Genomic DNA, 23,314 nt, shown 5'->3' on the forward strand with positions numbered 1-23,314 from the left:
TCCTCCTTCAGAGTCAACCTCTTTTTCAGAAGTTTTTCTCCGGCGATTCAGCTTCCTGAACCTCCTGAGCCGCTGGCCTGTAAGCCGTTGTGCCGTCTCAGTGGTTGCGCATTATAGGGAGGCGCCGCGGAAAGGCAAGCGTAAAAATGAACTTTTTTATCGTTCGCTCTATTTTTGCTCGCAACGCTGCTTTTTAGCGCTTTTTGATGCGCGAAGGCAGGTCAGCAAGGCTATCTATCACCCAATCTGCTGCATTTTCGCCCTCTTCCGTTACCGGCTTGCCGCTGCGCACTAATACCTTTGTGCCTACACCTGCCGCTTTACCTGCCAGCAGGTCATCAATTTTGTCGCCTACTATATAAGAAGCCGCCATATCGATATTCAGCTCTTTTTGGGCAGAGAGCAGCATGCCCGGCTGCGGCTTACGGCAGTCGCATTCCTGACGATACTCTTCCACTACGCCTTCCGGATGGTGAGGACAATAATAGATGCCGTCCAGGTCGACTTCGCGATCGGCCAGCGACCAGTCCATCCACTCCGTTAACTGCATAAAGGTATCTTCCGTAAAGAGGCCGCGAGCGATACCAGATTGGTTGGTGACCACCACCAGCGCGAAACCCATTTTTTTCAGTTCCTGCATCGCTTCGATAACACCGTCGATAAACTGAAAGTTGTCGATCTCATGGACATAGCCGCGATCGATATTCATGGTACCGTCACGGTCGAGAAATATTGCGGGGACTTTGTTCGTCACGTGGAAACTCCTGCTACTAATGTTAAGACAGAGTATCGCACGTTTGTATCCGCAGAGAGAATGCCCCTTAAGCGCGCATTGATTGATTCAGACGTCTGGATGCCTTACCATCCACTCGCAGCTCTCTGCAGGAAAGTGCAGACGAATATTTGCCACGGCCCACTCTATTACGATAATAAAATGATAAAACTTCAAAATATCAGCAAAGTGTTCCGACAGGGCACCCGCACTATTACCGCGCTGACGGATGTCAGCCTGGAAGTGCCCGCCGGACAAATTTATGGCGTAATCGGCTCGTCCGGCGCCGGGAAAAGCACGCTTATCCGCTGCGTGAATCTGCTTGAGCGTCCTACCTCAGGCACCGTGTTAGTGGATAGCCAGGATTTAACCGCCTTTTCAGAAAGCCAGCTGACCCAGGCGCGCCGCCAAATCGGTATGATCTTCCAGCACTTTAACCTGCTGAACTCCCGTACCGTTGCGGGCAATGTCGCGCTGCCGCTGGAGCTGGGCAAGCTTTCCCGCAGCGAGATCGACTCGCGGGTTAACGAGCTGCTGGAACTGGTTGGTCTGGCGGATAAAAAGGACGCCTGGCCTGCCAATCTTTCCGGCGGACAAAAGCAGCGCGTCGCTATCGCCCGCGCGCTGGCCACCAATCCTAAAGTGCTGCTGTGCGACGAAGCCACCAGCGCCCTCGATCCGGCGACGACCAGAGCGATTCTGGAGCTGCTGAAAGATATCAACCGTCGCCTGGGGATCACTATCCTGCTAATCACCCATGAAATGGACGTGGTGAAACGCATCTGCGATCGCGTCGCCGTGATCAGCAACGGCAAGCTGATTGAACAGGACACGGTCAGCGAAGTCTTTTCTCATCCCAAGACGCCGCTGGCACAGCAGTTTATTCAGTCCACGCTGCATCTGGATATTCCGGAGGATTATGCCGCGCGGCTGTCGGCAACGGCGAAACCGGAAAGCGTCCCTTTATTACGTCTGGAATTTACCGGCAAGTCCGTAGATGCTCCGCTGCTGTCGGAAGCAGCCCGCCGTTTTAACGTTAACAACAATATTATCAGCGCGCAGATGGATTACGCGGGCGGCGTTAAGTTCGGCATTATGCTGACGGAAATGCACGGCGCAGCGGCTGATACGCAGACAGCAATCGCTTTTCTGCAGGAACACCATGTAAAGGTAGAGGTATTAGGTTATGTCTGAGGCAATGATTCTGCTGCTCTGCCGTGGCGTATGGGAAACGCTGGTCATGACTTTTGTTTCCGGTTTCTTTGGCTTCGTGCTCGGCCTGCCGCTTGGCGTGCTGCTGTACGTAACGCGTCCGGGCCAGATTATCGAAAACCGCGGGCTGTATCGCTTTTTATCCGCGCTGGTGAATATTTTCCGCGCCATTCCTTTTATTATCCTGCTGGTCTGGATGATCCCGTTTACCCGCATGATCGTCGGCACCTCGATTGGCTTACAGGCGGCTATCGTACCGTTAACCATCGGCGCCGCGCCTTTTATCGCGCGCATGGTAGAGAACACGCTGCTGGAGCTGCCGCATGGCCTGATTGAGGCCTCGCGGGCGATGGGCGCGACGCCGTTGCAGATCGTGAAAAAAGTGCTGCTGCCGGAAGCCCTTCCCGGCCTGATTAATGCGGCGACCATTACGCTTATTACCCTGGTCGGCTATTCGGCCATGGGCGGCGCCGTCGGCGCGGGCGGTCTGGGACAAATCGGTATTCAGTATGGTTATATCGGCTACAACGCCACCGTGATGAATACCGTATTGGTGCTGTTAGTGGTTCTGGTTTATTTGATTCAGTTCTGTGGCGACCGCATTGTTCGTGCTGTCACCCACAAGTAAATAACGCTTCTTACAGATTAAGGAAAGGATATGTTTAATTTTAAAACGATTGCCGCTGTGGGTGCGCTGATTGGTTCGCTGGCGCTGGTCGGGTGCGATCAGAAAGAGAAGGATCCTAACCATATTAAGGTCGGCGTGATTGTAGGTTCCGAGCAGCAGGTTGCCGAAGTCGCCAAAAAGGTCGCCAAAGATAAATATGGTCTGGATGTAGAGCTGGTCACCTTTAATGATTATGTCCTGCCGAACGAAGCGTTGAGCAAGGGCGATATCGACGTTAATGCTTTCCAGCACAAGCCTTATCTGGATCAGCAGATCAAAGATCGCAACTATAAGCTGGTGCCTGTTGGCAGCACCTTCGTTTATCCAATTGCGGGCTACTCGAAAAAGATCAAGTCGCTGGACGAGCTGCAGAATGGCGCGCAGGTTGCCATTCCGAACGATCCCACTAATCTTGGCCGCTCACTGCTGCTGCTGCAGAAAGTAGGTCTGATTAAGCTGAAAGACGGCATCGGCCTGCTGCCGACCGTGCTGGACGTGGTAGAAAACCCGAAAAACATTAAGCTGGTTGAGCTGGAAGCGCCGCAGCTGCCACGTTCACTGGACGATCAGCAAATTGCGCTGGCGGTGATCAACACTACCTATGCCAGCCAGATCAACCTGACGCCGGCCAAAGACGGCATCTTCGTTGAGGATAAAGATTCTCCTTACGTGAACCTGATCGTGGCGCGTGAAGATAACAAAGATGCTGAAAACGTGAAGAAATTCGTTGAAGCCTATCAGTCCGACGAAGTCAGCGAAGCGGCTAATAAGATTTTCAACGGCGGCGCGGTGAAAGGCTGGTAATTTCCTTTCAGTACCACACTATTCTGGCGGTCACCTGGCCGTCACCTCAGCAAAGCGGGCAATAGCCCGCTTTGTTCATTTATGCGCGCTTGTTATTTGCCGCCGGGCTTGCTTCAATAACGCCTCTTTTACCGACAATGAGGATGTTCCCATGCGTGTTGTACCGCTCTGTTTGTTAGCCCTTTCGCTGACAGGGTGTTCATTGCTGCATAAGCCTTATAAGCCCGTAGAGCCTTTTAAGCAGCCTGCACAAACTGAGCCAGTCAGGAGCAAACCCGCGCCGCGTCCCGCACCGGTAAAACTTTACAGCGACGCCAGCGATCTGGTCAGCAAGCCTTTCCGCGATCTGGGCGAAGTCTATGGCGAAGATTGCCAGAGCAGCAGACAAAGCTCGCCGCCGGCTATCGCCACCGCCCGTAAAAGAATGCAGATCCGCGCCTCCGCGATGAAAGCCAATGCGGTGCTGCTGCACAAGTGTGAAATCGTCACCAATTCCCAGGGCTGCTACCGCCAGGCGGTGTGCCAGGGTTCGGCCCTGAAAGTCAGCGGCCAATGAGTTTTACCTTCCAGCCAATTGGCACTATCCATTCGCCGTGGAAAGAGAAGTTCGCGGTTCCGCGTCAGCCAGGCCTGATCCAGGACGGCGGCGGCGAGCTGCGGCTGCTGTCGCCCTATAATCAGCCGGAAGCGGTGCGCGGGCTGGAAGCGTTCAGCCATCTGTGGCTGCTGTTTGTGTTTCACCAGACGATGGCAGGCGGCTGGCGACCCACCGTTCGCCCTCCCCGGCTGGGCGGCAATGCGCGCATGGGCGTCTTCGCCACCCGATCCACCTTTCGTCCCAACCCGATCGGCATGTCGCTGGTAGAGCTGAAGGGCATCCGGACGGGAAAAGGCGAAGTGGTGCTGGAACTGGGCAGTCTGGATCTGGTTGACGGCACGCCGATAGTGGATATCAAGCCCTACCTGCCTTTCGCCGAGTCGATCCCTGCCGCGCGCGCGGGTTTCGCGCAGGAGGCGCCGGAAGCCTCTATGCCGGTAGCGTTTTCGCCGCAGGCCGTCCAGCAGATTGCGCAGCACGGCGCGCGCTATCCGCATCTGCAACGTTTTATCGCCGAAGTGCTGGCCCAGGATCCGCGTCCGGCCTACCGCAAAGGCGAAGAGCCGGAACGGGAATACGCCGCCTGGCTGCTGGATTTCAACGTGCGCTGGCGCGTCGACGCCTCCGGCACGCTGGTGACCGCCGTAGAGCGTCGTTAATTTATCTTCTGTCTCTTTTGAGTCTCTGACCACGCTGGTACACTAGCCGCCAGCAATTATTTAGCCTGGCTTAATGTAGCTTTCTGCTTAACTGGAATCGTAACTCATGCGTACTACTCAATATCTGCTCTCCACCCAGAAGGAGACGCCTGCCGACGCTGAAGTGATCAGCCACCAGCTGATGCTGCGCGCCGGAATGATCCGCAAACTGGCTTCCGGGCTGTATACCTGGCTGCCAACCGGCCTGCGCGTTCTGAAAAAAGTCGAAAACATCGTGCGTGAAGAGATGAACAACGCCGGTGCTATCGAAATCTCTATGCCGGTCGTGCAGCCCGCCGATCTGTGGCAGGAAAGCGGACGCTGGGAGCAGTACGGACCGGAGCTGCTGCGCCTGGTCGATCGCGGCGACCGCCCTTTTGTACTTGGCCCGACGCACGAGGAAGTGATCACCGATCTGATCCGCAACGAGCTGAGCTCTTATAAGCAGCTACCGCTGAATCTTTTCCAGATCCAGACCAAGTTCCGCGATGAGGTACGCCCTCGCTTTGGCGTAATGCGCTCGCGCGAGTTCATCATGAAAGATGCCTATTCGTTCCATACTTCGCAGGAATCGCTGCAGGCGACCTACGATGATATGTATCGCGCTTACAGCCAGAGCTTTGCGCGCATGGGCCTGGATTTCCGCGCCGTGCAGGCCGATACCGGCTCCATCGGCGGCAGCGCCTCGCATGAGTTCCAGGTGCTGGCCGAGAGCGGCGAAGACGATATCGTGTTCTCTACCGGCTCCGACTACGCGGCGAATATCGAACTGGCCGAGGCCGTTGCGCCAGCCGGCAGCCGTGCAGACGCCACCCAGCCAATGGTGGAAATCGACACGCCGAACGCGAAAACCATCGCGGCGCTGGTTGAACAGCATAAGCTGCCGATTGAGAAGACCGTGAAGACGCTGCTGGTACAGGCAACCAAAGAGAGCGGCCATTCGCTGGTTGCGCTGATTGTGCGCGGCGACCATGAGCTTAACGAAATCAAAGCCGAAAAAATTGATATCGTCGCCGCGCCGCTGACCTTTGCAAGCGAAGAGGAGATTCGCGCGGCAACGGGCGCAGGCCCTGGCTCCCTTGGCCCGGTCGGCCTGACGCTGCCAATCGTGGTTGACCGCACCGTCGCGATGATGAGCGATTTCTGCGCCGGTGCGAACCAGGACGGCAAGCACCTGACCGGCATCAACTGGCAGCGCGATCTGCCGCTGCCGCGCGTGGCCGATCTGCGCAACGTGGTGGAAGGCGACGCCAGCCCGGATGGAAAAGGCACGCTGCTGATCAAGCGCGGCATCGAAGTTGGTCATATCTTCCAGCTCGGCACCAAGTATTCCGAAGCGATGAAAGCCTCCGTGCAGGGCGAAGACGGCCGCAATCAGGTGCTGACCATGGGCTGTTACGGCATCGGCATCACGCGTATCGTGGCTGCCGCTATCGAGCAAAACCATGACGAGCGCGGCATTATCTGGCCTGCGGCGCTGGCGCCGTTCCAGGTGGCTATTCTGCCGATGAATATGCACAAATCCTTCCGCGTGAAGGAGCTGGCGGAAGAGCTGTACGCTCAGCTGCGCGCTAAAGGCATCGACGTGATCCTTGACGATCGCAAAGAGCGTCCTGGCGTGATGTTTGCCGATATGGAGCTGATTGGCGTGCCGCATACCGTGGTGATCGGCGACCGTAATCTCGACAGCGAGGAAGTGGAGTACAAATCCCGCCGCGCGGGCGAGAAGCAGATGATTAAAACAGGCGAAATCCTGGATTTCCTGCTGGCCGAAATCAACAAGTAGTCATCAGGCGGCGGGCGTTCTGTCCGCCGCTTCAGCTGCCCGTTTCTACCGGCGCCAGCCGATAGTTCAGCGTGGTCGATAGCGCTTCGCCGCTCGCGTCCGTCATCTCCAGCCCGCTGTCGCGCGGCCGAAAATAGCGCTTCTCTCCCTGATCCGATACCAGCACCAGTTTTTCCGCCGTGCGCGACCAGTGGCCCTGCTGCTGATTTTCAACGTGTTCGTCGGTCAGATAGCGCTCCTGCAAACGGTAGCGCCCGCCCTGCTCTAAAGAGAGCGTGACCTGGATGCCTCCACAGTCGGCGCAGGGAATAACGCCGCGATAGTTCTGCACCTGTGCCTCGCGCGGCTGCACCGTTGCCGCCGCATCGTAGTTCTGACAGCCCATCAGCGGGCCAAAGAACAGCGATATCACCAGAACAATCAGAACCTTTTTCACTTTCCCTCCTCTGTCATACGATCAGTCAGGCACGCGTCGCATCTTGCCGCGCAGCGATTTGGTGGTGGCTTTGCGCGCCTTGCCCTCCAGCCGCCGCTTTTTAGACGCCAGCGTGGGCCGCGTGGCCCGCCTTGTTTTTTCGACTACCGTCAGCTCCTGGATCAGGTTTTCCAGCCTTTTCAGCGCCGCTTCACGATTCATCTCCTGGCTGCGATACTCCTGCGCCTTGATAATCACTATCCCTTCCGGCGTAATCAGATGGTGACTGGCCGACAGCAGCCGCTCTTTATAAAACTCCGGCAGGCTGGAGGCGCGAATATCAAACCGTAAATGGATCGCCGTAGAGCTTTTATTCACGTTCTGACCGCCGTTCCCCTGCGCTCGGATAGCGGTTAATTCCAGCTCGCTATCGGGAATGGTCGCGTGGCGTGACAGGACGATCATGCCGGTTTACCGTCGAGCAGCCAGTCGGTAAAGCGCAGTTCCAGATGCTGCTGCTCGTCGGAAAGCCAGATGGTGCCGTCCTGAATGGTCGCCTGGAGCGTCATGGAGCGTGAGGCAAGCTGCGTCAGCGCCTTCAGCTGCTCATCATCCAGGAAACGCACGGTCAGGTTCGCCTGCTGAAGCTTATTCTGGTTTTGCAGCCACCAAATCTGCGCGGCGCGGGCGTTATAAGTATACAAGTATACGCGGGCTGCGCGATTGCACGCTTTTTTTAACCGCCGCTCGTCCGGCAGCCCCAGCTCTATCCAGACCTCAATGCCGTTGTGATCGTTCATCAGCCAGATTTCCGGCTCGTCTTCCGCGCTCAGGCCGCGCGTAAAGGTCAGCCTTTCATGCGCGTTAACCAGCCATGCCAGCAGACGCAGCATCAGCCTTTCTTCCGTTTCGGAAGGATGTCGGGCCAGCGTCAGCACGCTGTCCAGAAACACGTTTTTGTCCATATCGGCCACGTTGACGGTGGCTTTATAAATTGTCGCTTTAAGTGCCATGGTATTCCTTATAGTCGTTGTCGGGCATTGTAACCCGTGCGGGCAGCAAATCACGCTCCGCCTGGCTGATTTCCCGTGAAATCCTGTGTTATAGTCGTCAGGTCGCCAAAGAAAATTCTTGAGGTGCATGTGCAAAAGTATTGTGAATTAGTTCGTCGTAAATATGCTGAAATCGGCAGCGGCGATCTGGGATACGTGCCGGACGCGATAGCTTGCGTTTTAAAAGCACTGAATGAGGTAGCCGCAAATCCTGAGCTACACTCTTCAATCAGGGAACAGGCAGCTTTTGCTGCTGCTAACTTATTGGTGAGCGATTATGTTGACGAATGAATACCAACCGATCAACTGCGATGATTACGACAATCTGGAACTTGCCTGCCAGAAACAGCTGACGCTGGCGCTGGCGCTGAAGGACGGCGAGCAGTTGAAGGCAAAGGCCATAGATATGCTGTTGCGCAAGAAGGTGGAATACCTGGTCGTCGATCTCTCAGGCGAGATCCGCGAGCTGCGTCTGGATCATATCGCCAGTTTCAGCCACCCTGAACTGGGTACCGTCGTGGTCAGCGAGTCTGACTAACCCCCAATCGGGCGGAAGCTATTCCGCCCTCCGTTGTCAGGGCTTCAGGCCCGCATAGTAAGCCGCCAGATCCGCCATATCCTCATCGCTCAGTCCCGCTACGAAAGCTTTCATCACCTCTGCCTGGCCGCCGCTGCGCTCGCCTTTTTGATAGGCGTGGAGCGAGTGATCGAGATAGTCTGCATTCTGGCCCGCCAGATTGGGATACAGCGACACGGCGGCTTTGCCTGCGGCGCCGTGACAGCCCTGACAGCTGGCGGCTTTTTGCTGGCCGCTCTGCGCGTTGCCCGCCAGCGCGGAGAAACTGATCGCCAGCAGCAGCGCCGACGCGATTACTTTTTTCATTGCTCATCCTGTTGCCAGCTGATTTGCCAGCCGGGTTGCTCTTTCGGATCGCCTTCACGGGTAACAAAGACGCCCACGGCGGCAATCAGCTGATTGCCATAAAACAGCAGCGGCGTACGCTCGCGCAGCCACGGGGCCACACCAAGCTCCTGCCAGATTTTTTTTATCGGCCGGCTGCCCGCGCGTCCGACAATATGTATTTTCCCCTGCGCCTGGAAGCGCACGCTGACCGCCTCGTCAGCCTGCGGCACCCGCACTTTTGTGCCTGTGTCACCGCGTACCAGCCTGCCCATTTTAGCCGGCAGCGCCAGCGATAAAGACGTCAAAGGCCAGGCAAGCACCTCATCACGGACAGATACGGCGACCGGCAGCCAGTACAGGCGGCCGCGAAAGCGCCGGATTTCAACATTGCCCAACAGCAGGCGCGGCTCCGCATCTTCACGGCTACAGGCCACTTCCTGCCAGATACGCGCCAGCGCATCCCGCGAAGGCATCAGCCCCTGATGCTGCGCTATCCAGCGTCGCAGCAGCGCGGCGCGTCGGCTGTCGCTCATCGCGGCCAGCGGCGCTATCGCCAGCGCGCCCTTTTCATCCATTAGCGAACGGAGCGATTCAGCCAGCAGCTCATCCAGCAGCTGTTCCTGCTCGCCGCACAGGGCCGCGCTGCGCGCCGCCGCGCGGGCAAAATGAGGCCAGCGCGCGCTCAGTTCGGGCAGAATAACCTGACGCAGGAAATTACGGTCGTAGCGCGTATCCTGATTGCTGTCGTCCTCAACCCAGCTCAGCTGATGTTCTGCCGCCCACTGCTCCAGCTGCGCTCGCGTCTGCGTCAACAGCGGCCGCAGGTGCAGATGCGAATCAAGTCTGACGCTGACGGGCATAGCGGCCAGCCCGGCCGGCCCGCTGCCTCTTTTCAGCGCCAGCAGCAGCGTTTCGCACTGATCGTCCAGATGCTGCGCGGTCAACAGACATTCGCCGGGCTGAAGGTGCTGACGAAACGCCTGATAGCGCGCCTCGCGGGCAGCCGCCTCTATGCCTTTTTCCCGCCCGTCGACCTGCACATACACCACTTCCAGCGCCACCTGCCAGCGCGCGCACTGCTGCCGACAGTGCGTCGCCCAGCTTTCCGCCAGCGGATTAAGGCCGTGATGAATATGAATGGCGCGTAAAGTGAGGGCGTGCTGCTGACGCAGGCAGACCAGCTGGTGCAGCAGCACGCTGGAATCCAGGCCGCCGCTGAAGGCCACCAGCAGCTGCCGTTGTCCGGCAAGATGGTGTTGAAGATCGGACAGTGACATGCAAATCCCTGAAGCAAAAAGGCCCGGCCGACAGCGGCCAGGCGCTATTTTACGCCTGATACAGCTCCAGCGGCAAACCGTCCGGATCTTTAAAGAAGGTATAGCGCTTGTCGGTCAGCGGATCGACGCGGATCGCCTCGCAGCTGACGCCCTTCTCTTCAAGATGCTGCTTTGCCGCCTCGATATCCTCCACGCTGAACGCCAGATGGCGCAGGCCGCAGGCTTCCGGGCCGTCCGGCCGCGCAGGCGGAAAAGGAAACGAAAACAGTTCAATAGCGTACTCGCCGTTCAGCGCCAGATCGCCTTTCCAGGAATCCCGCGCTTCCCGATACACTTCACCCATCAGCGTAAAACCCAGCACGTCGCAATAGAAAGCCTTACTGGTTTCATAATGGCTGGCGATAATAGCGATATGGTGCACTTTCCTGATAAACATGTCTTTCTCCTGAATAAAAGCTTCCGGCTACCTTACGCAGACCGGAAGCACAGGACAATGGCACAATTCCGGAACTACGCTTTCAGCACGCGAACCAGATACTGCCCTTCGTCGGTCAGGGTGGCGCCATGAATATCGGTTTCGAAACCGGGATAGTGACGACCGATGGTGCAGAGCATCAGCAGGAAGTCGAGCACCGCGCGGCTCTCTTCGGTGATCATCTCGCCCGGCATCACCACCGGCACGCCCGGCGGATAAGGCAGGATCATATTGGCCGATACTCGCCCGACTAATTTGCTGAGGTCTACCGTTTCCACATTGCCTTTCACCTGCTGCTGGAACATCTGGTGCGGCGTCAGCTTCATTTCCGGCAGCTTATCGAAGGCCTGAAGCATCAGCCTTGGCAAATCGTGATCGCGGATCAGATTATGAATGCCCTGGGCCAGCGTCTGAATGCGCATATTGCGATAAAACTCCGGCGCCTGCGCATAAAGATCCGGCAGCATGTTTCTGACCCGCAGATTAAGGTCGTAAGCGCGCTTGAACTCGGTCAGGCCGCGCAGCACGCTCATCGCCTTGGTTTTATCAATGCCGATGCTGAACAGGAACAGCAGATTGTAAGGCCCGGTTTTTTCCACCACCACGCCGCGCTCGTCGAGGTATTTCGCCACCAGCGCCGCCGGGATCCCTTCATCCGCCATCACGCCCTGCTCGCTCATGCCCGGCGTCAGGATCGTTACCTTAATAGGATCGAGGTACATATGATCGGCATCGGCATCGTTAAAGCCGTGCCAGTCTTCCTCGCCCGGCTGGATCGGCCAGCACTGCGGCTCGTCGACGCCTTCCGGCTGCCAGATATCGAAGAACCAGCCTTCGGATTCTTCTCGCAGCCGCTGAACTTCGCGCCGGAAATGCAGCGCGCGCTCTACGGAGCGATTAATCAGCCGCTTGCCCGGATTGCCGCGCAGCATCGCCGCCGCCGTTTCTATCGACGCCACGATGGGATAGTTCGGCGAGGTGGTGGTGTGCATCATATAGGCTTCATTAAAGGTTTGTTCGTCGTACTCCCCTTTAATATGGATCAGCGAGGCCTGCGAAAAAGCGGCCAGCAGCTTATGGGTGGACTGGGTTTCGTAGATGATCTTACCCGGCGTGCGGTCGCCGCTCATGCCGCTCAGCCCGTTATAGATAGGATGGAAATTGGTGTACGGCACCCAGGCGGAATCAAAGTGGATCGACGGCACGTCCAGCGTCTCTTTGATGTAGCGGGTGCTGTAGAGCAGCCCGTCATAGGTGGAATTAGTGATAACCGCGTGCACCGGCCAGCTGGCGCGTTCGGTCTGCTCCACCTTTTGCGCTATGCTCTCGCGGGTAAACTCCCGCTTAGGGATGCCGCCAAGAATGCCCAGCGCGTTGCGCGTTGGCTTCAGCCAGATGGGTACGATATCGCTCATCATCAGCAGGTGCGTTAAGGATTTATGGCAGTTGCGATCGATCAACACCGTGCTGCCCGACGGTGCGGCGTACATGCCGACGATTTTGTTGGAGGTCGAGGTGCCGTTGGTCACCATATAGCTTTGCTCGGCGCCGAAGGTGCGGGCGACATACTCTTCCGCCTCCAGATGCGGGCCGGTGTGGTCAAGCAGCGAGCCCAGCTCCGTGACCGAAATCGACACGTCCGCTTTTAACGCGTTGCCGCCGAAGAAATCGTAAAACAAACTGCCGACCGGGCTTTTCTGAAACGCGGTGCCCGCCATATGGCCCGGCGTGCAGAAGGTATATTTCCCTTCTTTCACATAGGTGAACAGGGCCTTCGTCAGCGGTGGTGTAATGGTATCGATATATTCATTGGTGTACTGGCGGATACGCTGCCCGATATCTTCCGCCGCGCCCAGACCATATTCAAAAAACCAGATGGCCATGCGCATCTGATTAACGCTGACGTCCATCGTCGAGTGCGTATTAATAAACGCGTACAGCGGCAGATATTCATTCAGCTGATTTATTTCGCTGCACAGATCGAAGCCGTGCTCGTCCCAGTCGAAAATTACGCCGCAGATACGCGGATTGTGTTCAATCAGCTTGAGCAGATCGCCAGCGTCTTTAGGATAAATAGTTTGAAAACCCTGGGCGGCCAGCGCGCCATCCAGTTCGCGGATGGGTTCATCCTTATAGAACGCGTGGTGCGGTCCCATAATCGCGATAATATTCAATGCGGACTCCTTACAATAACGGCAAGGGGTAAGCATAGCGAAGTTGAACAGCGGAGGCAGAAAAATCGCCTCCGCCGGGGTTAGCTCCTGTCGCGCACCTCTTCGGAAGGCGCATTGGCCCGTACGGACTTAATGCCGTTCAGCGCGCCCTGCTTGCTGGCGTACATCTCGCTGGTGGCGATAATTTCATGATTGTTGGCGACCAGCACAAAATACCAGGGCTGATCCGTCTGCTTGTCTGATTTTCTTACTTCGTAGTGACCCATATTTCCCTCCTGTTTTTACTGTTCCTGACGCTATAACAAACAGCTTCGCTCACGGAATCAAGCCAAAACATTAGAAAAGTTGATCTGTTTAACTTTTTATTACGCAGAGAAAGTCGGAGAGACTGAATAAGAGGCGTGATGAGGCAGAATAAAAAAAGCCCGAAGCGAAAACGGTATTAATGTTTCCCTTCGGGCTGTAGCGAACGGTCAGGCGTTAGTCGACCTGCTTAACGTCCACGCGCAGTTCTTTCGGCACTTCAAACACAATATTCTCTTCACGGCCGATCAGCTCGATGGCCGCTTCGCCGCCCAGCTCGCGCAGACGCTGGATAACCTGCTGCACCAGAATATCCGGTGCGGAAGCGCCCGCCGTGACGCCCACGCAGCCGACGTCCTTGATCCAGGCTTCCTGAATATCGTCCGCCGAATCGATCAGCCGCGCCAGTTTGCCCGCGCGCTGGGCCAGCTCGGCCAGACGGTTGGAGTTGGAAGAGTTGCGTGAACCGACCACCAGCACCACGTCCGCATCCTTCGCCAGCGTGCGTACCGCTTCCTGACGGTTAGTGGTGGCGTAGCAGATATCATCTTTACGCGGCCCGACGATCTTCGGGAAGCGATCGCGCAGCGCATCGATCACTTCGGAAGTGTCATCCACGGAAAGCGTGGTCTGGGTCATAAAGCAAAGGTTATCTTCGTTTTTGACCTGGAGCTTGTATACGTCCGCAGGCGACTCCACCAGATACATGCCGCCAGCCGGATTGCTGTACTGACCCATGGTGCCTTCCACTTCCGGGTGCCCGGCATGACCAATCAGGATCGCTTCCGTGCCCTTACGGCTGGCGCGCGCCACTTCCATATGCACCTTGGTCACCAGCGGACAGGTGGCGTCAAACAGCATGGTCAGGTTGCGCGCTTTGGCTTCCGCCCGCACCGCTTGAGAAACGCCGTGCGCGGAGAAGATCAGGATCGAGTCGTCCGGCACTTCGCTGATTTCTTCAATGAAGATAGCGCCGCGCTCGCGCAGGCTGTTAACCACGTAACGGTTGTGCACCACTTCATGCCGCACGTAGATAGGCGCGCCGTACATCTCCAGCGCGCGCTCTACGATGCTGATGGCGCGATCGACGCCGGCACAAAAGCCGCGTGGATTAGCCAGCAGGATTTGCATGGTTCGCCTCCAGTACCGGATCGATTTCCAGCACTTCTACATCAAAGTGAATCGTTTGTCCGGCCAGCGGATGGTTAAAGTCCACGGTAATCGAATCCCCGGAGATTTCGCGGATTACGCCCGGCATTTCGTTGCCGTCCATGCCGCTGAACAGCATGATGGCGCCGACTTCCGGTTCGCCCGCTTCCGTAAAGTCACGGCGCGAAAAATACTGGATCAGATCCGGGCTGGCCTGGCCGAAAGCGGCATCCGGGCCGAGCGAAAACGCTTTTTTGTCGCCGGGCTTCAGGCCCAGCAGCTGCTCTTCCAGCTCGCCGGACAGGCTGCCGTCGCCCAGGCTGAACAGCGCGGGCTTGCCGTTATCCCGCGTTGATTCCGCCGTGGAGCCGTCGGCGAGTTTTAAGGTGAAATGCACCAGCACCGCGCTGTTACGCTGTACAGAATCAGTCATGCCCTGCCCTTTTCGCTTTGCCGGCGGGCGTTAAAAAGCCCTCCAGCACGATCAGCGCGGCACCGATACAGATGCCGCAGTCTGCAATATTAAACGTGGCAAAATGCCAGTCGCCCACGTAGAAGTCGATAAAATCGACCACAAAGCCGTGGTAAGCGCGATCGAACAGATTGCCCAACGCGCCGCCAATAATCAGCGCGTAAGCGATATTGTTCAGCTTCTTGCTGGCTTCGGTGCGGTACATCATCACCAGCAGCGCGACGGCAATCGCCACCGCAATCGCGGCGAAGAACCAACGCTGCCAGCCGCCTTTATCCGCCAGGAAGCTGAACGCCGCACCGTAGTTGTGCGCGTAGAAAAAGTTAAAGAACGGCATCACCGACATCGACTCGTGCAGCATCAGCGTATTCATAATCCACTGCTTGCTGCCGAAGTCGACGGCGATCACCACCAGCACCAGCCACAGCCAGCGCAGTCCGGTCGAAAAAATCGGCCTGTTCATCAGGCGAACTTACGCTGTTCGCCAGCGCCGCTGACGTTGGTGACGCAGCGGCCACAGATTTGCGCTTCCCGATCGATATCGGTCGCGTAGTGCCAGCAGCGCGGGCACTTCTCGCCTTCCGCTTTATGCAGCGCGATCTTCAGGCCTTTTACCAGCTCGCTTTGCTGAGCTTCGGACGTGGCCAGCGCATAATCCGCGACCTGGGTGCCGGAAGTCAGCAGCACGAAACGCAGCTCGTCGCCCAGGCTGGTCAGCTTCTGCGCCAGGTCGGCGTCGGCATACAGCGTGACGGTCGCTTCCAGCGAGCCGCCCACGCGCTTGTCGGCGCGCGCCTGCTCAATGACCTTGTTGACTTCGCCGCGCACTTTCAGCAGCTCCGCCCAGAAACCATCGTTCATCGACTCGCTTTCCGCCAGACCAAACAGCCCGTCGAACCACTCTTCGGTAAAGACATACTTCTCACGTTTGCCCGGCAGCTCGTTCCAGATTTCATCCGCGGTAAACGACATGATCGGCGCCATCCAGCGCACCAGCGCTTCCGCGATGTAGTAGAGCGCGGTCTGGCAGCTGCGACGCGCCAGGCCGTCGGCTTTGGCGGTGTACTGACGGTCTTTGATGATATCCAGGTAGAAGGAGCCCATCTCAACCGAGCAGAACTGCATCAGACGCTGCACCACTTCGTGGAAGTCGTAGCTGTCGTAAGAGGCGACAATCGCATCCTGCGCGGCTTTCGCGCGGCCTACGGCCCAGCGATCCAGCACCACCATCTCTTCCGGGCTGACCATATCCGTTTCCGGGTTGAAGCCGTTCAGGTTAGCCAGCAGGAAGCGCGCGGTGTTACGGATACGACGATAGGCATCCGCAGAGCGCTTCAGGATTTCGTCCGATACTGCCATTTCGCCGGAGTAGTCGGTAGAAGCCACCCACAGGCGCAGAATATCGCCGCCCAGCTTGTTCATTACGTCCTGCGGCGACACGGTGTTGCCGATCGACTTGGACATCTTGCGGCCCTGACCGTCCACGGTAAAACCGTGCGTCAGCACCTGGCGATAAGGCGCCTTGCCTTTCATCGCCGTGGAAATCATCAGCGAGGACATAAACCAGCCGCGATGCTGATCCGAGCCTTCCAGATACATATCCGGCGTGTGGCCTTCAAATTCCGGACGCGCATCCACCACCGAATAGCTGGTGGAGCCGGAATCGAACCATACGTCCAGCGTATCCGGCACCTTGACGTAGTTTTCCGCGTCGTCGCCCATCAGCTCCTTCGCGTCCAGATCCCACCAGGCCTGGATGCCGTCCTGCTCGACGCGCTGCGCCACTTTTTCCATCAGCGCCAGCGTATCCGGATGCAGCTGCTCGGTCTCTTTATGCACGAACAGCGCCATCGGCACGCCCCAGGTGCGCTGGCGTGAAATACACCAGTCGGGACGGTTGGCAACCATAGATTCGATCCGCGCCTGGCCCCAGTCCGGGATCCACTGCACGCCTTTGATCTCTTTCAGCGACTGCTCGCGCAGGCCTTTCTGATCCATGCTGATAAACCACTGCGGCGTGGCGCGGAAAATGATGGGCGTTTTGTGACGCCAGCAGTGCGGATAGCTGTGCAGCAGTTTTTCCACGTGCAGCAGCGCGCCTTTTTCACGCAGCAGCTCAACGATCATATCGTTGGCTTTAAAGACGTTTACGCCATCCAGCGTCGGGTAAGTGCCCGGCAGGTAGCGTCCATCCGGGCCGACCGGGTTGGCCGCTTCGATACCGTATTTCTGTCCGATAACGTAGTCGTCCGGGCCGTGGCCTGGTGCCGTATGCACCGCACCGGTACCCGCTTCCAGCGTTACGTGCTCGCCCAGCACCACCGGAGAAGTGATGTCGAGGAAAGGATGACGGAAAGGCTGCAGCTCCAGCGCCGCGCCTTTGGCTTCGCCCAGCACCTGCCAGTCGCTGACGCCGGCACGTTTCATCACGCTTGCCACCAGATCTTTCGCCAGGATCAGCGCGCGCCCTTCGATCTGCACCAGCTGGTAGTCAAATTCAGGGTGCAGAGAGATAGCGCGGTTAGCCGGCATGGTCCACGGCGTGGTGGTCCAGATAACCAGCGAGATCGGGCCTTCTACGCTGTCAGCGCCGAATTTAGCACGCACGGCGTCGGCATCTACCGCGTTGAACATCACGTCGATAGAAGGCGAGGTTTTGTCGTAGTACTCCACTTCTGCTTCCGCCAGCGCGGAGCGGCAGTCCAGGCACCAGTGCACCGGCTTGGCGCCTTTATGCAGGTGGCCGTTGCCGATGATTTTGCCCAGCGCGCGAATGATATTGGCTTCGGTCTGGAAATTCATCGTCAGGTAAGGACGATCCCAGTCGCCCAGCACGCCAAGACGGATAAAGTCTTTTTTCTGGCCTTCAACCTGCTCTGCCGCATAGTTACGGCACGCCTCGCGGAATTCAGCCGCCGTGACCTTCTCGCCCGGCTTGCCGATCATCTGCTCGACCTTGTGTTCGATAGGCAGACCGTGGCAGTCCCAGCCCGGCACATAAGGCGAATCGAAGCCCGCCAGGCCTTTGGACTTAACGATAATGTCTTTCAGAATCTTGTTGACGGAGTGACCAATATGAATGCTGCCGTTCGCGTAGGGAGGGCCGTCATGCAGGATAAAGGTTTTTTTCCCTTTTTTGGCTTCGCGGATGATGCCGTACAGATTGTCAGCATACCAACGTTGCAGCATTCCCGGTTCGCGTTTGGCCAGATCGCCACGCATCGGGAACCCCGTTTCCGGCAAATTCAGGGTAGATTTATAGTCACTCATCAGATTCTCGATTCCGTATTCCGCTTCTGTTTAAACCGGTGCGCTCAGCCCAAAAAAAGTTCGGGCCGCCACCACGTCTTTAGCAATTTGCTCTTTGAGCGCGTCAAGCGAGGAAAAACGCTGCTCGTTTCGTATTTTTTCGCACAGCACCACTTCTATATGGCGCCCGTACAGGTCAATTGCAACGTCCAGCAGATGCACTTCCAGCTGCTGACGTATGCCCGCTACCGTGGGGCGCGTGCCGATATTGGCGACGCCGGGCAGCGGCTTGTCGCCCAGGCCGCGGACCTCGACGGCATACACGCCTTTTACCGGCGAAACATAGCGTCTTAACGGCAGGTTAGCGGTGGGAAAGCCGATGGTGCGGCCCAGCGCGTCGCCGTGCACTACGCGGCCGGAGATGCTGAAAGGGTGCCCCAGAAGCGTGGCCGCCAGCGGCAGATTGTCTTCCGCCAGCGCCTGGCGCACCGCCGTGCTGCTGATGCGCTTGCCGTCGTCGCAAAAAGTCTGGGTGCTGATAACGTCAAAACCGTAGTCGGCGCCCGCTTTCTGTAATAACAGGAAATCCCCTTCGCGACCAGCGCCAAAGCGGAAATCGTCGCCGACCGCCAGCAACCGTACGCCCAGCTTATCGACCAGCAGATCGGCGACAAAACTGTGTGCCGACAGCGCGGCAAAGCGTCGGTCGAAACGCAGGCAAAGCACCGCGTCCACGCCCGCCTCGTCCAGGTAGCGAAGTTTTTCGCGCAGTCGCGTCAGCCGCGCAGGCGCTTTATCGGCCGCAAACAGTTCCAGCGGCTGCGGCTCGAACAGCATCACCACCACCGGTAAATTACGTTTACGCCCTTCCTCGCGCAGCCGGGACAGTAGCGCCTGATGGCCGCGATGTACGCCATCGAAATTGCCAATGGTGAGAACGCAGCCGCAATGCTGCTCCCGGAGGTTATGTATGCCGCGGATAAACTTCATGGCTGGCTCAGGTTCGTGGAAATCGGCGGATTATACCAACTACCACCAGGAAGGTTAACCCGCGAATGCGCCTTTACCGCGTTAATGCGGGCTTTTTCTGTCGCGGCTGACGGGCGATACCATTTTTCTTGTGAATAAGCTGTATTCATCGCCATGAAGCTGGTAGAATCTTGCGCCATCGAAACGTAACCAGGTGTCGTTGTTTCAGCGGCGCTTATTTGCACAAATCCATTGACAACCACGGGCTAAAGAGGCATATTCCTCGGCCTTTGAATTGTCCTCATAGAACTATTTGGGAGTTGGACCTTGGCTAATATCAAATCAGCTAAGAAACGCGCCGTAACGTCTGAGAAGCGTCGTAAGCACAACGCTAGCCGTCGTTCAATGTTGCGTACTTTTATCAAGAAGGTATACGCGGCTATCGCTACTGGCGATAAAGCAGCTGCGCAGACTGCATTTAATGAAATGCAGCCTATTGTGGACCGTCAGGCAGCTAAAGGCCTGATCCACAAAAACAAAGCGGCACGTCATAAAGCAAACCTGACTGCTCAGATCAACAAACTGGCTTAATCGCCCGTCTGTTAATCAGCTTTGATAAAGAAACCTGCTCAGGCAGGTTTTTTTATGCCCGGCGTTTGGCTCCGGGCTTTTTTATGTCCGCCATTCGGCCCCGGCCTGAGTTTGCCGCCTCCTGAACGCCGGCCTTAGCCGCAAGAGACAACGGCAAGCGGTGAGCCTGCCGTCGTCCTCAATCAGCGCAGCTTGATACGCAGCAGCGTATAGCCTACCAGCGCAGAAACAATCGAGCCGGTAAGAATACCCAGCTTCGCCAGCGTCACCATCTCCTCATGCTGCGCATCGAAAGCCAGCGAGGCGATAAATATCGACATGGTAAAGCCAATCCCGCACAGCACGCCGATGGCGCAAATATCCTGCATACGCGTGTTTTCCGGCAGCGCCGCGATGCGCAGCCTGACGGCCAGCCAGCAGATTAGCGTGATACCTAACGGTTTGCCGATAAACAACCCTAAAATAATGCCCAGCGGCACAGCGGAGAACAAACCGTCCAGCGAGACGCCGCTCAGCGAAACGCCGGCATTGGCGAAGGCAAACAGCGGCAGGATCAGCCAGCTGACCCAGGGCGCAAGCCCGTGAGCCAGGTGGATAGCCGGAGAATGGCCGTTCTGTTTCTCCAGCGGCACAAAGAAGCCGACAATCACGCCGGCCAGCGTGGCGTGCACGCCCGACTTCAGCACCGCTACCCACAGCACCATGCCAACCAGCATATAAATAGCGATATTACGCACGCCCAGCCGGTTCAGTAACGCCAGCACCACGATAGCCCCGGCGGCCACGCCAAGCGAAGCCAGCGACAGATCCTGCGTATAAAAGAAGGCGATGATCAGGATAGCGCCCAGGTCATCAATCACCGCCAGCGCCATAAGAAACATTTTCAACGCTGGCGGCACGCGGCTGCCCAGCAGCGCCAGAATACCCAAAGCAAAAGCGATATCCGTGGCGGTAGGAATAGCCCAGCCGTGAACGGCCAGCGGATCGTTATGATTGAGCAGGGCAAAAATCGCGCCGGGCGCGATCATGCCGCCAATAGCCGCAATCAGCGGGAACATGGCCCGTTCACGCGTGGCCAGCGAGCCGGAAACCAGCTCGTGTTTGACTTCCAGCCCAATCATCAAAAAGAACAGCGCCATCAACGCATCGTTGATCCACAGCAGCAGATTTTTGCTGATATCCAGCGAGCCAAAACGGAATTCCACCGGCATGGCAAGAAGAGACTGGTAGGCTTGTTGGGTGCCGGCCGAATTGGCCAGATACATGGCGATAGCGGCAGCGATAATCAATACCACGCCGCCGGTTGCTTCATTATTGAGTAATCGCTTAATCGCGGATTTCATTGCAATCTTTCCTGATAAACAAATCGTGCGGCCTGACAGCATACGCGTTTCTGACGGCAGGAAAAACGGTTTGCGGTGGTTTATCGGGCAAAAAGGCTGCCGGAGAAATTATTTATGAGGCGCGCCGCATCGCGCTGTTAACGCCCTTAACCGGATAAAACGGGCATGACATGATGTCGGCATTATTTTTCTGATTCAGGATCGATGATGAAAACCCTTTCGCCTGTACCGCATGATGGACTATTTAAAACTTTTCTGACTAATACCGACACTGCGCGGGATTTTCTGTCGTTCTATCTGCCGCCGGAGCTGCTTGAAATCTGCGATATCACCACCTTGCAGCTGGAGTCGGGCAGCTTTATTGAAGAGAATTTGCGGACTTATTTCGCCGACATGCTCTATTCATTGCGGACCAGTAACGGCACGGGCTATATCTATACGCTAATAGAGCACCAGAGCAGTTCGGATAAGCATATGGCCTTCCGCCTGATGCGCTACGCGATAGCGGCTATGCAGCGACATATAGAGGCGGGACACACGGCGGCGCTGCCTTTGGTCGTCCCGCTGCTGTTTTGTCATGGTCGCGCCACGCCCTGGCCCTATACCACAGACTGGACGGCGCTGTTCGCTGAGCCGGAGCTGGCCCGACGGTTCTATACGCGAAGCTTTCCGCTGATTGACGTCGGCGCGATGGATGATGCGGATATCATGAAACACCGCCGGATGGCGATGCTGGAGCTGCTGCTGAAGCACGCCAGAACGCGCGACCTGGCGGAGCTGACGGAACAGTTGGTGACCCTGTTGCTTGCAGGTTATACTACGAACGAGCAGTTAGTAACCTCAATGAACTGGATGATGCAAACCGGCACGGCGGGTAATCCGGAAAAGCTGCTGCAGGAGCTGACCAGCCATTTATCGTCACAGGAGGACGTGTTGATGACTATTGCAGAATACCTTGAACAAAAAGGATTAACTAAAGGGCTTCAAAAAGGGCGAACCGAAGGCGAGCGCGAGGCCACGCTAAAAATTGCCCGCGCCTTGCTACAGAATGGCATTGCCCCCGACACGGTATCGAAAACAACCGGCCTGTCGGAGCAGGAACTCACCAGCCTCAGCCCGGCTAACCCAACGGCGTAGCCCCGGCGCTGACCCCTTTGCGCTTGCCATAAAAAACGGGCGGTTTAAGCCGCCCGTCTGGTTCTGCACGCTATAAAGGCTAGCGGGTCAGATCGTCAAAGAATTTCTTCACGCCGTCGAAAAAGCTTTTCGAACGCGGACTGTTCTTCTCGCCGCCCACGCCGCCAAAGCTCTCTTCCAGCTCGCGCAGCAGGCTTTTCTGCTTCTCGCTCAGGCTGACCGGCGTTTCCACGACCACACGACACAGCAGGTCGCCCTGCGCGCCGCCGCGTACGGATTTAACGCCTTTGCCGCGCATACGGAACAGTTTACCGGTCTGCGTTTCCGCAGGCACTTTCAGCTTAACGCGCCCGTCCAGCGTCGGCACTTCGATTTCGCCGCCCAGCGCCGCCATTGCAAAGTTGATCGGCACTTCGCAGTACAGGTTATTCTCTTCACGTTCAAAGATAGGATGCTTGCGCACCTGCACCTGAACGTAAAGATCGCCCGCTGGTGCGCCGTGCTCGCCCGCTTCGCCTTCGCCTGAAAGACGGATGCGGTCACCGGTATCCACGCCTGCCGGGATTTTTACCGACAGCGTTTTAGAACGCTCTACGCGGCCATGTCCATGACAGGCGTTGCAGGGATCTTTGATAACGGAACCGCGACCGTGACAGGTCGGACACGCCTGCTGCACGGTGAAAAAGCCCTGACGCATCTGGACCTGACCCTGACCGTGACAGGTCGGACAGGTTTGCGGCTGCGTGCCCGCTTTGGCGCCGCTGCCGTGGCAGACGTCGCACTCTTCCAGCGTAGGGATGCGGATCTCTTTGGACACGCCGCGGACGGCTTCTTCAAGCGTCAGCTCCATGTTGTAGCGCAAATCGGCGCCGCGCGCAGCACGCTGCTGACGGCGTCCTCCGCCGAAGATATCGCCGAACACGTCGCCAAAGATATCGCTGAAGTCTGCGCCACCGCCGCCAAAACCGCCGCCGCCGCCACCCATGCCGCCCTGTTCAAAGGCTGCGTGACCGTACTGGTCATAAGCCGCACGCTTCTGCGCATCGGTCAGAATTTCGTAGGCTTCTTTGACTTCTTTAAATTTTGCTTCTGATTCTTTGTCGCCCGGATTGCGATCGGGGTGATGCTTCATCGCCAGGCGTTTATAGGCCTTTTTGATTTCGCGCTCGTCCGCCGATCGCGAAACGCCCAAAATCTCGTAGTAGTCTTGCTTCGCCATTATGGTGATCCTGCCCTAAATATGCGTGAACGGGCGTGGAGAACACTC

Annotated in this window: 26 protein-coding genes; 10 read left to right on the forward strand and 16 right to left on the reverse strand. The window is 57.2% G+C overall.

The genetic code is table 11. The features are described from left to right. Window positions 1-193 precede the first annotated feature (193 nt). Window positions 194-754, reverse strand: a complete 561-nt coding sequence (gene gmhB, locus ACMGEE_RS20200) for a D-glycero-beta-D-manno-heptose 1,7-bisphosphate 7-phosphatase (protein ID WP_253455360.1) — start codon at window positions 752-754, stop codon at window positions 194-196. Window positions 755-934: 180 nt separating this feature from the next. On the opposite strand from gmhB, the gene metN reads away from it, so the two are divergent. The 6 genes from metN to proS all read left to right on the forward strand — a co-directional run bounded on the left by metN (window position 935) and on the right by proS (window position 6,537). Further along, window positions 935-1,966, forward strand: coding sequence for a methionine ABC transporter ATP-binding protein MetN (gene metN, locus ACMGEE_RS20205; RefSeq protein ID WP_253455361.1), 1,032 nt, complete (start codon window positions 935-937; stop codon window positions 1,964-1,966). Continuing rightward, a complete protein-coding gene (locus ACMGEE_RS20210; protein WP_125290540.1) occupies window positions 1,959-2,612 on the forward strand; it encodes a methionine ABC transporter permease MetI in 654 nt (217 codons plus the stop codon). Before metN ends, ACMGEE_RS20210 begins: the two co-directional genes overlap by 8 nt. Window positions 2,613-2,642: 30 nt before the next feature. Beyond that, window positions 2,643-3,455, forward strand: a complete 813-nt coding sequence (locus ACMGEE_RS20215; protein ID WP_253455363.1) for a MetQ/NlpA family lipoprotein — start codon at window positions 2,643-2,645, stop codon at window positions 3,453-3,455. Window positions 3,456-3,606: 151 nt separating this feature from the next. Beyond that, window positions 3,607-4,011, forward strand: coding sequence for an envelope stress sensor lipoprotein RcsF (gene rcsF, locus ACMGEE_RS20220; RefSeq protein WP_253455364.1), 405 nt, complete (start codon window positions 3,607-3,609; stop codon window positions 4,009-4,011). Next, on the forward strand, window positions 4,008-4,712 hold the full coding sequence (tsaA, locus tag ACMGEE_RS20225) for a tRNA (N6-threonylcarbamoyladenosine(37)-N6)-methyltransferase TrmO (protein ID WP_301252449.1): 705 nt from the start codon (window positions 4,008-4,010) through the stop codon (window positions 4,710-4,712). The genes rcsF and tsaA overlap by 4 nt, the downstream gene beginning before the upstream one ends. A 106-nt stretch (window positions 4,713-4,818) precedes the next feature. Then, window positions 4,819-6,537, forward strand: a complete 1,719-nt coding sequence (gene proS / locus ACMGEE_RS20230; protein ID WP_301252448.1) for a proline--tRNA ligase — start codon at window positions 4,819-4,821, stop codon at window positions 6,535-6,537. Between the two features lie 31 nt (window positions 6,538-6,568). Here proS and ACMGEE_RS20235 read toward each other — a convergent pair whose 3' ends face one another. From ACMGEE_RS20235 to ACMGEE_RS20245, 3 genes are read right to left on the reverse strand one after another with little or no spacing between them, the layout of a single operon-like run. After that, entirely contained in the window at window positions 6,569-6,973 is a 405-nt protein-coding gene (locus ACMGEE_RS20235; protein ID WP_301252447.1) for a copper resistance protein NlpE N-terminal domain-containing protein, read from the reverse strand. Window positions 6,974-6,994: 21 nt separating this feature from the next. Then, window positions 6,995-7,417, reverse strand: a complete 423-nt coding sequence (gene arfB, locus ACMGEE_RS20240; protein WP_253455368.1) for an alternative ribosome rescue aminoacyl-tRNA hydrolase ArfB — start codon at window positions 7,415-7,417, stop codon at window positions 6,995-6,997. After that, complete coding sequence (locus ACMGEE_RS20245; protein ID WP_253455369.1) at window positions 7,414-7,965, reverse strand: YaeQ family protein; 552 nt, start codon at window positions 7,963-7,965, stop codon at window positions 7,414-7,416. Before ACMGEE_RS20245 ends, arfB begins: the two co-directional genes overlap by 4 nt. A gap of 129 nt (window positions 7,966-8,094) precedes the next feature. Between ACMGEE_RS20245 and ACMGEE_RS20250 the strand changes: the two genes are divergently transcribed. Both ACMGEE_RS20250 and rof read left to right on the forward strand, forming a co-directional pair. Then, complete coding sequence (locus ACMGEE_RS20250) at window positions 8,095-8,295, forward strand: YaeP family protein (protein ID WP_125290532.1); 201 nt, start codon at window positions 8,095-8,097, stop codon at window positions 8,293-8,295. Next, complete coding sequence (gene rof, locus ACMGEE_RS20255) at window positions 8,282-8,542, forward strand: Rho-binding antiterminator (protein WP_301289610.1); 261 nt, start codon at window positions 8,282-8,284, stop codon at window positions 8,540-8,542. The genes ACMGEE_RS20250 and rof overlap by 14 nt, the downstream gene beginning before the upstream one ends. A 36-nt stretch (window positions 8,543-8,578) precedes the next feature. On the opposite strand, the gene ACMGEE_RS20260 is transcribed toward rof, so the two are convergent. From ACMGEE_RS20260 to ribF, 10 genes are all read right to left on the reverse strand, one after another. Then, window positions 8,579-8,887, reverse strand: coding sequence for a c-type cytochrome (locus ACMGEE_RS20260; RefSeq protein WP_436830545.1), 309 nt, complete (start codon window positions 8,885-8,887; stop codon window positions 8,579-8,581). Then, the gene (gene tilS, locus ACMGEE_RS20265; protein ID WP_253455371.1) at window positions 8,884-10,185 is read right to left on the reverse strand and encodes a tRNA lysidine(34) synthetase TilS; all 1,302 of its coding nucleotides are present in this window, start codon (window positions 10,183-10,185) and stop codon (window positions 8,884-8,886) included. Before tilS ends, ACMGEE_RS20260 begins: the two co-directional genes overlap by 4 nt. Window positions 10,186-10,234: 49 nt before the next feature. Next, complete coding sequence (locus ACMGEE_RS20270; protein ID WP_125290528.1) at window positions 10,235-10,621, reverse strand: VOC family protein; 387 nt, start codon at window positions 10,619-10,621, stop codon at window positions 10,235-10,237. A gap of 74 nt (window positions 10,622-10,695) precedes the next feature. After that, complete coding sequence (locus tag ACMGEE_RS20275) at window positions 10,696-12,834, reverse strand: lysine decarboxylase LdcC (protein ID WP_253455372.1); 2,139 nt, start codon at window positions 12,832-12,834, stop codon at window positions 10,696-10,698. A gap of 80 nt (window positions 12,835-12,914) precedes the next feature. Beyond that, window positions 12,915-13,100 (reverse strand): YegP family protein, encoded by a 186-nt coding sequence (locus tag ACMGEE_RS20280; RefSeq protein ID WP_125290526.1) that lies wholly within the window; start codon window positions 13,098-13,100, stop codon window positions 12,915-12,917. Between the two features lie 214 nt (window positions 13,101-13,314). Beyond that, a complete protein-coding gene (gene ispH / locus ACMGEE_RS20285) occupies window positions 13,315-14,268 on the reverse strand; it encodes a 4-hydroxy-3-methylbut-2-enyl diphosphate reductase (protein WP_253455373.1) in 954 nt (317 codons plus the stop codon). Continuing rightward, window positions 14,249-14,719, reverse strand: coding sequence for an FKBP-type peptidyl-prolyl cis-trans isomerase (gene fkpB, locus ACMGEE_RS20290; protein WP_253455374.1), 471 nt, complete (start codon window positions 14,717-14,719; stop codon window positions 14,249-14,251). Before fkpB ends, ispH begins: the two co-directional genes overlap by 20 nt. Then, on the reverse strand, window positions 14,712-15,221 hold the full coding sequence (gene lspA, locus ACMGEE_RS20295) for a signal peptidase II (RefSeq protein WP_253455375.1): 510 nt from the start codon (window positions 15,219-15,221) through the stop codon (window positions 14,712-14,714). The genes fkpB and lspA overlap by 8 nt, the downstream gene beginning before the upstream one ends. Then, window positions 15,221-18,028, reverse strand: a complete 2,808-nt coding sequence (gene ileS, locus ACMGEE_RS20300; RefSeq protein ID WP_301252443.1) for an isoleucine--tRNA ligase — start codon at window positions 18,026-18,028, stop codon at window positions 15,221-15,223. Before ileS ends, lspA begins: the two co-directional genes overlap by 1 nt. 30 nt (window positions 18,029-18,058) lie before the next feature. Further along, window positions 18,059-18,997, reverse strand: coding sequence for a bifunctional riboflavin kinase/FAD synthetase (ribF, locus tag ACMGEE_RS20305; protein ID WP_436830546.1), 939 nt, complete (start codon window positions 18,995-18,997; stop codon window positions 18,059-18,061). Window positions 18,998-19,303: 306 nt separating this feature from the next. On the opposite strand from ribF, the gene rpsT reads away from it, so the two are divergent. After that, a complete protein-coding gene (gene rpsT, locus ACMGEE_RS20310) occupies window positions 19,304-19,567 on the forward strand; it encodes a 30S ribosomal protein S20 (RefSeq protein ID WP_125290520.1) in 264 nt (87 codons plus the stop codon). Between the two features lie 182 nt (window positions 19,568-19,749). On the opposite strand, the gene nhaA is transcribed toward rpsT, so the two are convergent. Beyond that, window positions 19,750-20,910 carry a Na+/H+ antiporter NhaA gene (gene nhaA / locus ACMGEE_RS20315; RefSeq protein WP_253455378.1) on the reverse strand — a complete coding sequence of 387 codons (1,161 nt, stop codon included), beginning with the start codon at window positions 20,908-20,910 and terminating at the stop codon, window positions 19,750-19,752. Window positions 20,911-21,114: 204 nt separating this feature from the next. Here nhaA and ACMGEE_RS20320 point away from each other — a divergent pair, with 204 nt between their 5' ends. Next, the gene (locus ACMGEE_RS20320; RefSeq protein WP_436830547.1) at window positions 21,115-22,047 is read left to right on the forward strand and encodes an Rpn family recombination-promoting nuclease/putative transposase; all 933 of its coding nucleotides are present in this window, start codon (window positions 21,115-21,117) and stop codon (window positions 22,045-22,047) included. Between the two features lie 79 nt (window positions 22,048-22,126). Here ACMGEE_RS20320 and dnaJ read toward each other — a convergent pair whose 3' ends face one another. Continuing rightward, window positions 22,127-23,266, reverse strand: coding sequence for a molecular chaperone DnaJ (dnaJ, locus tag ACMGEE_RS20325; RefSeq protein ID WP_125290517.1), 1,140 nt, complete (start codon window positions 23,264-23,266; stop codon window positions 22,127-22,129). Window positions 23,267-23,314: the final 48 nt, after the last annotated feature.

It is taken from the genome of Erwinia artemisiae, from assembly GCF_051400835.1.
GTDB lineage: Bacteria > Pseudomonadota > Gammaproteobacteria > Enterobacterales > Enterobacteriaceae > Erwinia > Erwinia aeris.